This window comes from Paenibacillus solani (assembly GCF_050475945.1).
In the GTDB taxonomy this organism is placed as follows: domain Bacteria; phylum Bacillota; class Bacilli; order Paenibacillales; family Paenibacillaceae; genus Paenibacillus_AQ; species Paenibacillus_AQ solani_A.
In genome coordinates this window covers 92,529-105,707 of record NZ_JBCMXJ010000016.1, presented here as the reverse complement: position 1 = coordinate 105,707, position 13,179 = coordinate 92,529, and the positions used below count along the sequence as shown (strand labels likewise).

Below are 13,179 nucleotides of genomic sequence, written 5' to 3'. Positions count from 1 at the left end.
TGCAGTGAGTAGAAGAAAGGAGACGATCGTATCATGTACAGACGAATAAGCGCTATACTGTTTCCTCTGGCGACCATTTTATTGGTCGGAGCTTTGGTGTGGGGATATCAAGAGAATAAAGAAAAAAACGCCATATTGATTAATGCGGAGAACCAATACCAGCGGGCGTTTCATAACTTGTCGTATAATATGGACAGAATTCATGCAGAGCTTGGCAATACGCTGGCCGTAAGCTCTACCTCTCAGGGGATGCACCGGAAAGGCTTGATGAATGTATGGCGTCTGACCAGCAATGCGCAGAACGAAATCAGTCAGCTGCCGCTTACGCTGCTTCCTTTTAACAAAACGGAGGAATTCCTCTCACGTATCTCCAATTTTGCTTATAAAGCCGGTGTACGTGATTTGACGAAAGAGCCGCTCAGTGAGAGTGAGGTCAAAACGCTTAAAACGTTGTACACCAACTCGGGCGAGATCACAAAGGATTTACAACAAGTGCAGCATAAGGTCATCACAAACAGTTTGCGATGGATGGACGTAGAAACGGCCCTGGCTACGAACAGTATAGAGGATAACTCGATTATTGACGGATTCAAAACAGTTGATAAAAAAGTGGAGTCCTATCCTGAGCTGGATTGGGGTCCGTCCGTTAGCAGCATTTATAACAAACGCTCCGTGAAACAGTTGGCAGGCATGCCGATTACGGAGGAGGATGTAAAACGAAAAGCACTGAAGTTTGCCGACGCCGGCGATAATGCCCGAGTACAAATAACGAAGAATGGGAAAGGAACCGATTGGGTATCCTTCACGGCAAAGGTGAAACATCCGAAAGGCTATATGATCAGTATGGACTTTACTGAAAAAGGCGGCCAAATCATTTCATACACAAATGAACGGAATGTTGGTGCGCAGAGGGTATCTGTTCAAGACGCTATTGATCGTGCTCAGCTATTCTTGGAGAAGAAGGGGTATCCCGATATGACCGCCGTTTCAGCGGATCCATATGATAATCTCGCTAACTTCTCATTTGTACGTGAAGAGGATGGTGTTCTGATTTATCCTGAAAAAATCACCGTTCGTTCAGCTTTGGATAACGGGGATGTCATCGGTTTTCAGGCCAGCGACTTTGTTTATGAGCATCAGATGAAGCGCGAGATTCCACAGCCATCCATCAGCCTCGCCGAAGCGAAAAAGGTTCTGAATCCTGATTTCAAGGTGCTTTATCATCGGAAAGCCATCATTAAAAATGATCGTTCCGAGGATGTGTTATGCTACGAATTTGGCGGACGCATCAATGGATCTCAGTACCGAATTTACGTTAACTCGGATACCGGGCTTGAAGAAACGGTCGAGGTTGTGAAAGATGCACAAGCTGGAGTTAGATAATTGTTTTACCGAGTATACGAGCCGATTAAGGAAATCCTTAATCGGCTTTTTCTGTAGAAGTCGGCATGTGCGTGAAGATTTTTCCCTATCGAGCCGGGCAAGCCGTGATATAATGAAACATATTGATTATGATGAAGTAGTGGGTGAGAGTATTGTATCCAAAGATCAATGATGTCCTCTATATCCAGCTGGATACGGGTGATGAGAAAGAAGCTAGCATTGTGTATAAATCCCGTATTTCCGACATGGATGAAGAATCGATGTATATGGAGGTACCGCTTCAGGAAGGAACCGGCAGATTAAAGAAGCTATTTATCGGAGATGAGCTTTCTGCTTATTTTTTGACAGAAGGCGGCGTAAAAAATTATTTCAATACATATGTTCTAAGCCACCACGAGGATGTAATACGCCTAGTCCGCATCAAAAAACCGGAACCTGATCAGATCACAAAAGTACAAAGGAGAAGCTTCCTAAGAGTACAGGCTGAGCTCGAAGTTGCAGTTACAGCCAAAGATGGCACACAGTTCTTAACGAAGACGGAGGATGTCGGCGGAGGCGGTATATCCTTCTACTTGAAACCGGAACAGCGGATTAAGGAAGGAAGCGTACTTCATTGCTGGTTACTCGTCCCTTATAAGAACGGGTCGGTCGAGCATGTCCCTTTTGAAGGTGAAGTGGTCAGAATCAAAGAACTGCCTACGAATCGAAGCATTGCCATGTTGAAATTTAAACAGATTGCAGACATGGAACGCCAGAAGCTGATTCGTTATTGTTTTGAGAGACAATTTGATTTTCGTAATCGTTAATGAATAATCGAATCGATATGGTGGTATACTAGCGGAAATTTCGTGCTGGAAGGAATATCTGCCATGTCAAAAACATGCAATGAACAAGATCAGATGACGGGGACGAAGAATGTCGATTGGACAGCAGAGGAGCAGGGTCAAGCACTAGATGAGCGGTATGGCAAGGTGTTTTTGAGGCTGTTGATCGGACTGATACTTACCCTGATTGTAATCCAGCTGCTGCTCCATTACGAGCCCAGCAGGCCCTATATTTCACCCGTTCAGCAAATGGAAGGAATTCCTGTTAACGAGCCAAATGTAAACGATTGGATGTGTGGAAACACCCCTTCTCTTTTGCATCACTCTAGCTAGTGTGGTATAATTTTCACGTCGCAGGCGGGCGCCTGCTTTTTTAATGAAATATGAAGAATGTGTCGAAATATCCCTCACGTTCTTAATATTTTTGCGAAGTAACGGTGGTGCCCATCCTTTTTAGGGTGGCAAGCTCTTTGATTTTGAAGGTTCATGTTTGAGGGAGGAATGCCCCGTTGGTTACGCAGGGGACAGGTTATCGCGACAACATTAATATTGCCATTGACGGCCCGGCCGGCGCAGGTAAAAGCACAGTGGCACGTATGGTGGCCAGCAGGCTCCAATACATCTACGTGGATACCGGTGCCATGTACAGGGCAGTTACCTGGTTTATGTTGGACCATGGAATTTCTGCAGAAGATTCCGAAAAAGTGCTTCAACATGCCCAAAACTTGGTGATTGAATTAAAACCGCATGAAAATGGCCAAATGGTTTGGCTTAACGGCGAGGATGTCACCCCCTATATTCGTTCCCATCAGGTGAGTGCAGAAGTGTCGAAGTATGCGCGAATCGAAGGCTTGCGAGCACAACTTGTCCATTTGCAGCAGCAAATGGCACAGGATAAGGGCGTTGTGATGGATGGACGTGACATCGGAACTACGGTTTTACCGGATGCCGAGGTGAAGATTTTCATGACGGCCAGTGTCAAAGAACGCGCGCTTCGCCGTTTCAATGAGTTGAGTGATGAAGGCATAACGCTGGAACAACTGGAAAGAGATATCGCAGAACGTGACAGGCTTGACCAGGAACGTGAAGTGTCGCCGCTCCGATGTGCTGAAGACGCCATCATTCTCGACACGACACATATGGATATCAACCAGGTTGTGGAGGCAATCCTTTCATACTGCAAAACTTAATTGGGATGGAGAGAAAAGAACATGATTTATGTTTTTTGCAGAGCGGTGGTCCGCGGTTTGTTCGCTATTCTCTACAGATTTGAATCTGTCGGCGTACATAACATACCTTCTGAAGGCGGCGTGCTGATCTGTAGCAATCATATTAGCATAAGAGATCCGATATCGGTCGGGATTCACGTCAAGCGCCAGGTGAAATTCATGGCAAAAGCTGAATTATTCAAAACCCCGGGGTTCGGATGGCTGCTTCATCAGCTTGGAGCTTTTCCGGTTAAGCGCGAAGGCGTCAGCAAAGAGTCCATCAAGACGGCTCTTACAATTCTGCGTTCCGGCGAGATTATGGGAATCTTCCCTGAGGGCACGCGCAATTCTGATGCGACGGCTGCCAAACGGGGAGCAGCAAGCTTTGCACTTCGCAGTGGAGCAACCGTTATTCCGGCTGCAATTATTGGGGATTATAAACTGTTCCGGAAAGTGAAGATTATCTATGGGGCTCCTGTGGATTTATCCCGCTTCGAAGGAGAGAAATCACCAGAAGCACTCGATGCCGCAACCGAAATCATTATGAGTAAAATTCATGAAATGCGAGCAAGCGGCCAACCAACCGTGAACTGAAATTATGCGCTTCATGCATAAAAACCATGGGAAGTTTGGAAAGATACTACAGCAATTATGTTTTGAACTTCGCCTATGCGAGTTTAAATAAATGGGGTTTGAATTGAGGAGGTTATTTGACATGTCGGAAGAAACAAGAAACCAAGAGGCTGTTGAGAATCAAGAACAGCTCGACCAAATCGTATCCTTGAAAAAAGGGGACACCGTGAAAGGGACGATCGTCAAACTGGAGGACAACCAAGCTTATGTAAGCATTGGATATAAATATGACGGCGTAATTCCTGTTCGCGAACTGTCTTCGGTACAGCTTGATAATGCTTCTGAGGCGGTTCAGGTTGGCCAAGAAGTAGAATGCAAAGTTGTAAGCATCAATGATGACAAAGAGAGCCTGGTATTGTCCAAACGCGCCATCGATACCGAGAACTCATGGGAAGAGCTTGAGAAGCACTTTGCAGATCAAGACGTCTTCGAAGTAACGGTAGCAGATGTAGTAAAAGGCGGGCTTGTTGCTGATGTAGGCGCTCGTGGATTCATTCCTGCATCTATGGTAGAACGTCATTTTGTTGAAGATTTCAGCGACTATAAAGGCCGCACACTTCGCGTAAAAGTGAAAGAACTGGACCGCGAGAACAACAAAGTGATTCTTTCCCAGAAAGATGTTCTGGAAGAAGAGTTCGAAGCGAATAAACAAAAAGTAATGTCCGAACTTCAAGAAGGCCAAGTACTGGAAGGTACAGTACAACGTCTTACACAATTCGGTGCATTCGTTGACGTAGGCGGCGTAGACGGTCTCGTACACGTATCTGAGATTGCTTGGAGCCACGTTGACAAACCAGCGGACGTATTGTCCGAAGGCGATCAAGTGCGTGTGAAGGTACTGAAAGTGGATCCTGAAAAAGGAAAAATCAGCCTCAGTATCAAAGCTGCTGCTCCGGGCCCTTGGGAAACGGCTGGCGAGCAATTCAAAACTGGCGACATCGTAACAGGTGTGGTTAAACGACTGGTTACCTTTGGTGCTTTCGTTGAGCTTGCTCCAGGCGTAGAAGGTTTGGTTCATATCTCCCAAATCTCTCACAAGCATATCGGAACTCCGCAGGAAGTATTGAAAGAAGGCCAGGAAGTTCAGGTTAAAGTGCTGGATATCAACACTTCCGAGCAGCGTGTAAGCTTGAGTATCAAAGAAACTGAAGAAGCACCGGCTCAAGCTCCGCGTGCTGAAAAACCGTCCAAAGGTCCTAAGATCGACCTGAAAGACAATCCGAACGTTTCTTTGAGCAATCAAGGCATGAGCGTTACGCTTGGAGAGCGCTTTGGCGATAAGCTGAGCAAATTCAAGTAAGCCCGGGAACAGTTTTGTTCGGTCTATCGACCTATCATAACGAAGTCGGCGAACCCAGATCTCTGGGTTCGCCATTTGTTTTTTTAGAGGACGAATAGCAGCGGATGTTGTAACATGGGGTGGAGCATAATAGAAATAAGAATGAAAGGTTAGCCAATTGTAACGTTTTTTGCTATGATGATAATCGTAAGAATTGACAGGAGGAGTGACTATGGCAAGACCCGTAGTGGCTATTGTTGGACGGCCGAACGTCGGTAAATCCACCATATTTAACCGATTGATAGGCGACAGATTGGCCATCGTTGAAGATAAACCGGGTATTACCCGCGACCGAATTTACGGAAATGCCGAATGGAACGGCAAAGCGTTCAGCGTCATCGATACCGGAGGTATCGAAATTGACGGCGACGACATGATATTGAAATCCATACGCATGCAAGCCGAACTTGCTATTGAAGAGGCGGATGTCATCGTATTTATGTGCGATGCAAAGACGGGAGTTACCCAGTCGGATGAAGAAGTAGCACAAATTCTGTTTCGTTCCGGCAAACCCGTCATCCTAAGTGTAAATAAAGTTGATAATTTGAAACGTGCTGACGATATTTACGAGTTTTATTCCCTCGGGTTTGGTGACCCTGTTGGAATATCGGGCAGCCACGGCACTGGAATCGGTGATCTGCTGGATGTAGTGGTAGAGAACTTGCCAGAACTGGAAGAAGATGAGTATGACGAGGACGTTATTCGAGTTGCCCTGATCGGCCGACCGAATGTGGGCAAATCCTCGCTGGTTAATGCTATTTTGGGAGAAGAACGCGTTATCGTCAGCGATGTTGCAGGCACGACCCGCGACGCGATTGATACGCCTTTCGAGAAGGACGGACAGCGCTATGTGCTCATCGATACAGCGGGTATGCGTAAACGCGGCAAAGTCTATGAAACAACGGAGAAGTACAGCGTTATGCGTGCCATGCGAGCCATCGAGCGCGCAGATGTCGTTCTTGTGCTTATTAATGGCGAAGAAGGCATCATTGAGCAGGACAAGCATATTGCCGGTTATGCTTATGAAGCAGGTAAAGCTTCCTTATTTGTCGTGAACAAGTGGGATATGGTTGAGAAAGACGATAAAACGATGCAGCAGTTCGAGAAGAAGATCAGGGATCATTTCCTGTTCATGACATATGCACCGGTTGTGTTCCTATCCGCCAAAACCAAACAGCGCCTGCAGAAATTGCTTCCTGTGGTTAAGCATGTGGCAGATCAGCACTCATTGCGTGTTCAGACACATTTGCTTAACGATGTGATATCCGACGCGGTTGCCATTAACCCGCCTCCGACGGATAAGGGAAGAAGATTACGTATCAATTACTGTACGCAGGTTGCGGTCAAGCCGCCGACCATGGTTGTGTTTGTCAACGATCCGGAATTGATGCACTTCTCATATGAACGTTATCTTGAGAATAAGATTCGGGCCGCGTTTGACTTTGAAGGTACACCCATCAGGATATTTACTCGAAGAAAGTCTGATGAGAGTTAGGGGAGAATAGTTTGTTTCTAGAAATCGTAGCGATCGTAGTGTGTTATTTACTTGGTTCGGTAAGCTTTAGCGTACTGCTTGCCAAAATCCTGAAAGGGATTGACATTCGTCAACATGGCAGCGGTAACGCTGGGGCAACGAATACCCTTCGTGTCCTTGGAAAGGGACCTGCCATTCTCGTATTGGCTTTGGATGTTATTAAGGGCATCGCTGCGGTTTGGATCGGACGATGGCTCGGAGGAGACAATGCGTGGCTTCCCGGATTATGCGGCATAGCGGCTATTATCGGTCATAACTGGCCGATATACTTCCGCTTTCGGGGAGGAAAGGGAATTGCAACCGCCATTGGGGTGCTTGCTACGCTATGCTTTATTCCAGCGTTGATCGCTGGTATCATTGCCATCTTATCTATCGTAATTACTCGATATGTATCACTTGGTTCCCTTATATTTGTAATACTTACACCTATTTTTCTATTGATTGCAGGATATCCCTGGCCAATTTTTTGGACGAGCTTGATCATTTGCTTATTCGCCATCTGGAGGCATCGCTCGAACATCTTGAAGCTGGTAGAGGGCCGTGAAAATAAGCTGGGTTCTGGAAAAGGAAAGGACAAAGGAGGGAAGCGTGTTGTCTGACAAAGTTGCTGTGTTGGTAGCAGGCAGTTGGGGAACCGCTTTGGCAAGTGTTCTTGCGTCGAATAACTTGGATGTCGTAGTCTGGACAAGAACGGAGGAACAGGCTCGCGAAATTAACGAGTCTCATACCAACAATCGTTATTTGCCTGGTGTGGAACTTTCTCCGAAGATTCGGGCTACAACTGAAATGGGAGAAGCAGTCTCTTCCGCTGCTGCAGTCGTCATCGTTGCGCCTTCGTCCGCGATGCGGGAGGTTACAGGGCAACTGAAGCAATATTGGAGCGAAGATATGCTCGTTATTCACGCAACCAAAGGATTTGAGATTGAATCTTTAAAGCGAATGTCCAGTGTCATCGCCGAAGAGCTGGGCTGCGAGGAAGGGCATGTCGTGGTATTATCAGGACCGAGCCATGCCGAGGAAGTGGTCAGACGTTGTCCAACTACGGTTGTTGTGGCTTCATTGGACGCCGAGGCAGCCGCAGCTGCTCAAGATTTGTTCATGAACGCCTATTTCAGAGTCTACACAAACCGGGATATGATTGGCGTAGAACTGGCCGGTGCGTTGAAAAATATTATCGCGCTCGGAGCTGGGATGTCTGACGGACTGGGCTTTGGCGATAATGCCAAAGCAGCACTCATTACGAGAGGTTTGGCGGAAATTTTAAGAATCGGCATGGAGATGGGAGCCAATCCTCTCACTTTTGCCGGGCTTGCAGGGATCGGAGATCTGGTCGTAACGGCGACAAGTCAGCACAGTCGGAATTGGCGCGCTGGCTCGATGCTAGGACAAGGAAAAAAGCTGGACGAGGTTCTAAGTTCTATGGGCATGGTTGTAGAAGGCATTCGTACAACTAAAGCGGCACATGCGATCTCAGAAAAGTATGGCGTACAGATGCCGATAGCCGATCAGCTGTATCATGTATTGTTTAAAGACCGGAATCCACGCATCGCCGTGGAAGCCTTAATGGGGCGTGATCCCAAAACCGAGATGGAAATGATGCCACTCGAAACTTGGGAACAGTGGCACACTTAGCTTATTCACCATTCCGATGTTTGACTCATATATTGATGTGAGGATGTCGGAGGAGGGGTGGAAATGAGCAAAAGCTTTCACAAGGATGTTCTGAATGCGATCAACAAGAAGAGTGGCAAAAAAATTTCTTCAGGGGCTGTCAATAAGCTGGCTAGCACGGTTAAACCGTCTACAATGCAAAATGAAGCCCAGCTCCGCCAGCTGATCAAGCAGGTATCGGCCATGGCCAATATACCTGTGAGTGAGGACACGATCCAGGAGATTGTCGGCGCGGTCAAGAAGAGTGGCATGAATCCGAGCAATATGGAAGCCTTGATGAAAATGATGATGAACAAATAAGATAGGGCGATGCAGATCAAAAGCCGTGTCCAGATGGACGACGGCTTTTGTTTTATTCTTTTTGATGTATGCGAATGAGGCGCAATCGTTTTTTGTGATATAATAGGTTGAATAATTTGATGATAGAATGGAGAGTTTCGTGACATGGATCCGATGCAAAAGATGTGGCTGTCCCTTGTCGCATTATTGATTATGGCGCTGTCCGTTATAGTGGTTACGCTTGCGCGGAGCAAAACCAAGGGTTTTCTGCGAGGCACATTGTCATTCGTGGCCTTTATGATGATGATTTTCGGGTTTATTATTGGACTGGCCTCCATTATTTGATATGGAGAGTCCATTCAGGAGATATGGTAGAAGGGGTGCAGCATGACACTGAATGATATGCCGGAATTGGAGAATGTGTTAGCTACAGCCATTCATAAGCTGAATCAGGCCTCAATCCCTTGGTTGTTGGGCGGAAGCTGCAGCCTGCTGCTTCAGGATGTCAATTTACATAAGGCGCCTAGAGATATCGATATATATGCCGATGCAAGCGGGATACAGCTGTTGCATCAGTCCCTGGCCTTCGCGGCGGTGGATGTACCCCACTTGGACCAGGAAGGGATCTATACTTCAACGTTAAGCCACTATGAACTCATGAAATATCCAATTGAACTAGTTGGCGGGTTTGAAGTGAATGCCACAGGGTCGTCTTATAGAGTTGAGATTGATCAGCTGCTGTACCCAGCTGCTGCAGCGCGTCACATACAAGGTGGCACGGTAAGGCTGATGCCCTTAAGCCATGAGCTTGTATTTAATGTCCTTCGAGGCCGGGCTGATCGTTATGAAGCTATTGCGGAGGCCATGCGGAAGGATAAGGAACATCATATACCACTTCTGCAGCAGATTTTATCCCGGAATCAACTGAATGAAGAACATAAGAGAGCTCTTAATCAGCTTCTCGGACAATAACCGCACCACACATAAATCGCGAGGGTCTAGAGCAGGATTGCTTGTGTACATAAGACAAAGGAGCGCGGTTACCGTTGGACTACGAGATATTATTTCAGCCGGATGAGAAGAAGATCAAGGTGCGTCCGCAGACGAATGTCTTGGACGCCTCGCGCCGGGCGGGTGTGCGTATCCCTACTCGTTGTGGGGGCAAAGCCGGCTGCTTGATGTGCAAGATCTTGGTTCAAGGCGAGGAGAAGGAACATTGTTCACCGCCGGAGCCTAAGGAAGTTAGAAAGCTGGGGACATCCATGATTGAACAAGGTTACCGGCTTGCCTGCCAGACAAAAATCATGAATCACTTGAAGGTAGTCATACCGGAGGACCCCCTGAAAGCTGCAATACGTAAGCAGCTGGAAGCTGCGAGAAATCGAGATACGGATGATTTTATTTAATGCGAAGGATGATGATAGTTGAATAGGATCACTTGGTTGACCCGAGCGGCAGGCCGTTCGAAGAAAATGTCTGCCGCCTTGGTTCTGGTGCTGTTACCAGCATTGCTGACAGGCTGTTTGTATCCTGGTGAGAACATGCCTGAGAATAAAGTTTCATATAGGGAAAGCGTCAAAAGAATCCAGTCGGCTGTAGACGACTTTTATCAAGAGCAAGGCATACTGCCGATTATTACGGCTGGCTCAGAAGTTCCGCGCTATGAGAAATATCGCGTTGATCTGGATCAGCTGAAGAACCGAGGGTACATCGATCAAATTCCGAATACGGCATTTGAGAAGGGAGGCAGCGGATATTTTCTCATTATCAATGAAGAAACCGAACCAACCGTGAAGGTCATGGACCTGACCACCACTCAAAAGGTAAATGACGTTCAGAGAGCTGTTAATCTGTATAAAATGAGCCATGACGACGCCCTTCCCGCAGGGGAAGCCTTTTATCCTGGATATACGACGGTGGATCTGTCCAAAACCGATGCCAAATCCCTTAAATTGAACAGTGTGTATTCGGGTCAGGAAATGACTTTTATCATGGATGAAAACGGTACCGTTTATGCCGATTATGCATTCGATATTATGCAGGCAATCCAAAAGAACGGCACTGACCCTAAAAAAGATGAAGATTTACGGAGATATTTGGAACAGGAATCCTATTATGTTCCTGTGAAATCTGTACCCTATACATGGCAGGACGGCCAGCCAGTCGCTCAGCCACTAACTTAAAGCATTATACCCGCCGAGATCGGCGGGTATTTTTTTTGTATCAGCTTGATCTGTTTGGAATATCTAGTAAAGTGCGAGCATAATCATAATTCGAAAGAGTAGTGCGGGCAAGAGCCGGTTGCCCTCATCATGAGCAATACGAAAACGACTGAAGGTGCATAAGGAAGAAGACTTGCGTCCCTGCGGTAGTTTTATCATTGAAAATCTGATGACGGTGTCTAGTTGATTTGGCATTTCCTTCTCTTTAAAAAAATAGGAGGGACATAAGGAGCGACCGTCATATTTTTGAACCCGGTACATATGATGATACTAGTCCAAATGCATGTACGAGTTACTCCGCTTTGCCGTTTCCATCAAAAACTCATGGAATACCGGCGGCGGGATGCTGGCGACATTGTAAAGGCTGCTCATCTGTTGCAATGGCTTTGGCTATGAGTGGAACACGAAGCGGATGCTCTTAAAGCATTTTTCCTTCGGAGTAATTTGAGGAGGGGATCTCTTTTGGAAAAAGTGGACATTTTTAAAGACATTGCCGAACGGACCGGAGGTGACATTTACTTGGGTGTCGTCGGTGCCGTCCGTACGGGAAAATCAACCTTCATCAAGCGGTTTATGGAGACGGTTGTTCTCCCGAATATTACGAACGAGGCGGATCGAGTAAGAGCTGTCGATGAGCTGCCCCAAAGTGCTGCAGGGAAAACCATCATGACAACCGAGCCGAAATTTGTGCCAAACAATGCTGTACAGATCAAGGTTACGGATGGCCTTGAAGTCAATGTAAGATTGGTGGATTGTGTAGGTTACGCGGTTGAAGGCGCCAAGGGCTATGAAGATGAGAATGGTCCGCGAATGATTTCAACTCCTTGGTTCGAAGAGCCAATTCCGTTCCAGGAAGCCGCTGAAATCGGAACCCGTAAAGTGATTCAGGAGCACTCCACGCTTGGTGTAGTGATAACCACTGACGGAAGTATTGCCGAAATCCCACGCAGCTCTTACGTAGAGGCGGAAGAGCGGGTAATTGAAGAGTTGAAGGAAGTCGGCAAGCCATTTGTGGTTGTCATTAACTCTACACGCCCACGCAGTGAGGAAACGCTCCAGCTGCGTAATGAGCTGGCAGAGAAATACGATATTCCGGTTATGACGCTGAGTGCAGCCACAATGACCGAAGATGATGTAACCGGTGTTCTTCGTGAAGTACTGTATGAGTTCCCGGTTCATGAAGTTAATGTTAATCTGCCTAGCTGGGTGATGGTGCTCAACGAGAACCACTGGCTGCGCAGTAACTATGAGAATTCAGTTCGAGATACCGTTAAGGATATCCGCCGATTGCGCGATGTCGATCGTGTGGTTAGCCAGTTCATGGAATATGACTTCATCAACCATGCCGGCCTCAGCGGCATGAATATGGGGCAAGGGGTTGCCGAGATTGATCTCTTCGCGCCTGATGAACTGTATGATCGAATCCTGATGGAAGTTGTAGGCGTGGAGATCCGCGGTAAAGATCATCTGCTCCAGTTGATGCAGGAGTTCTCTCATGCCAAGCGGGAATATGACCGCTTCGCTGAAGCACTTGAAATGGTTAAAACGACGGGATACGGAATCGCTGCACCTTCCTTAGCCGAAATGGCGCTTGATGAGCCTGAGCTTATTCGCCAGGGCACGCGCTTCGGGGTAAGACTGAAAGCGACGGCTCCATCGATCCATATGATACGGGTCGATGTGGAATCCGAGTTCTCGCCGATCATCGGTACAGAGAAGCAGAGCGAGGAGCTTGTGCGCTATCTGATGCAGGATTTTGAGAACGATCCGATCAAGATTTGGGAATCCGATATATTCGGGCGCTCGCTGCACTCGATCGTCCGTGAAGGAATTCAAGGCAAAATCGCTATGATGCCCGACAATGCCAGATATAAATTGCAAGAAACATTGGGGCGTATCATTAACGAGGGTTCAGGCGGTTTGATCGCAATTATTCTATAAGTGAAAGCGGATAAAGCGTTAAAAACGCAGTCGCTAACAGGACAATAGTCCCGATTAGCGACTGTTTTTCGTGTTTTCTTTGGTCCAATAAAGCAAAGTGCTTGAAATTATGAGATGACTGTATTACTATAAATTTGTTCCGCGT

At 47.0% G+C, this 13,179-nt stretch carries 15 protein-coding genes; all 15 read left to right on the top strand.

The genetic code is table 11. The features are described from left to right. Positions 1-33 precede the first annotated feature (33 nt). The 15 genes from ypeB (at position 34) to spoIVA (ending at position 13,034) form a co-directional block, all read left to right on the top strand. On the top strand, positions 34-1,383 hold the full coding sequence (gene ypeB / locus ABEQ74_RS19080) for a germination protein YpeB (protein ID WP_430123719.1): 1,350 nt from the start codon (positions 34-36) through the stop codon (positions 1,381-1,383). A 152-nt stretch (positions 1,384-1,535) separates the two neighbouring features. Next, a complete protein-coding gene (locus ABEQ74_RS19075; protein ID WP_430124239.1) occupies positions 1,536-2,189 on the top strand; it encodes a flagellar brake protein in 654 nt (217 codons plus the stop codon). A gap of 63 nt (positions 2,190-2,252) precedes the next feature. After that, positions 2,253-2,540, top strand: a complete 288-nt coding sequence (locus ABEQ74_RS19070; protein ID WP_430123718.1) for a DUF5359 family protein — start codon at positions 2,253-2,255, stop codon at positions 2,538-2,540. 176 nt (positions 2,541-2,716) lie between these two features. Beyond that, on the top strand, positions 2,717-3,397 hold the full coding sequence (gene cmk / locus ABEQ74_RS19065; RefSeq protein WP_430123717.1) for a (d)CMP kinase: 681 nt from the start codon (positions 2,717-2,719) through the stop codon (positions 3,395-3,397). A 21-nt stretch (positions 3,398-3,418) separates the two neighbouring features. After that, positions 3,419-4,009 carry a lysophospholipid acyltransferase family protein gene (locus ABEQ74_RS19060; RefSeq protein ID WP_430123716.1) on the top strand — a complete coding sequence of 197 codons (591 nt, stop codon included), beginning with the start codon at positions 3,419-3,421 and terminating at the stop codon, positions 4,007-4,009. Positions 4,010-4,130: 121 nt separating this feature from the next. After that, positions 4,131-5,348, top strand: a complete 1,218-nt coding sequence (gene rpsA / locus ABEQ74_RS19055) for a 30S ribosomal protein S1 (RefSeq protein ID WP_430123715.1) — start codon at positions 4,131-4,133, stop codon at positions 5,346-5,348. A gap of 211 nt (positions 5,349-5,559) precedes the next feature. Further along, the gene (gene der / locus ABEQ74_RS19050) at positions 5,560-6,882 is read left to right on the top strand and encodes a ribosome biogenesis GTPase Der (RefSeq protein ID WP_430123714.1); all 1,323 of its coding nucleotides are present in this window, start codon (positions 5,560-5,562) and stop codon (positions 6,880-6,882) included. 11 nt (positions 6,883-6,893) lie between these two features. Continuing rightward, positions 6,894-7,520 carry a glycerol-3-phosphate 1-O-acyltransferase PlsY gene (plsY, locus tag ABEQ74_RS19045; protein ID WP_430123713.1) on the top strand — a complete coding sequence of 209 codons (627 nt, stop codon included), beginning with the start codon at positions 6,894-6,896 and terminating at the stop codon, positions 7,518-7,520. Beyond that, entirely contained in the window at positions 7,513-8,553 is a 1,041-nt protein-coding gene (locus ABEQ74_RS19040) for an NAD(P)H-dependent glycerol-3-phosphate dehydrogenase (protein ID WP_430123712.1), read from the top strand. The genes plsY and ABEQ74_RS19040 overlap by 8 nt, the downstream gene beginning before the upstream one ends. Before the next feature lie 63 nt (positions 8,554-8,616). Further along, positions 8,617-8,892, top strand: coding sequence for a stage VI sporulation protein F (locus tag ABEQ74_RS19035; protein WP_009595189.1), 276 nt, complete (start codon positions 8,617-8,619; stop codon positions 8,890-8,892). A gap of 144 nt (positions 8,893-9,036) precedes the next feature. Beyond that, positions 9,037-9,216: a DUF2768 family protein gene (locus ABEQ74_RS19030; protein ID WP_006209457.1), complete on the top strand. Its 180-nt coding sequence runs from the start codon at positions 9,037-9,039 to the stop codon at positions 9,214-9,216. A gap of 42 nt (positions 9,217-9,258) precedes the next feature. Beyond that, positions 9,259-9,843, top strand: coding sequence for a hypothetical protein (locus ABEQ74_RS19025; protein WP_430123710.1), 585 nt, complete (start codon positions 9,259-9,261; stop codon positions 9,841-9,843). 74 nt (positions 9,844-9,917) lie between these two features. After that, complete coding sequence (locus ABEQ74_RS19020; protein WP_430123709.1) at positions 9,918-10,277, top strand: 2Fe-2S iron-sulfur cluster-binding protein; 360 nt, start codon at positions 9,918-9,920, stop codon at positions 10,275-10,277. Positions 10,278-10,343: 66 nt separating this feature from the next. Then, positions 10,344-11,054: a hypothetical protein gene (locus ABEQ74_RS19015; protein ID WP_430124238.1), complete on the top strand. Its 711-nt coding sequence runs from the start codon at positions 10,344-10,346 to the stop codon at positions 11,052-11,054. Positions 11,055-11,555: 501 nt separating this feature from the next. Next, positions 11,556-13,034, top strand: a complete 1,479-nt coding sequence (gene spoIVA, locus ABEQ74_RS19010) for a stage IV sporulation protein A (protein WP_430123708.1) — start codon at positions 11,556-11,558, stop codon at positions 13,032-13,034. The last annotated feature ends 145 nt before the right edge of the window (positions 13,035-13,179 follow it).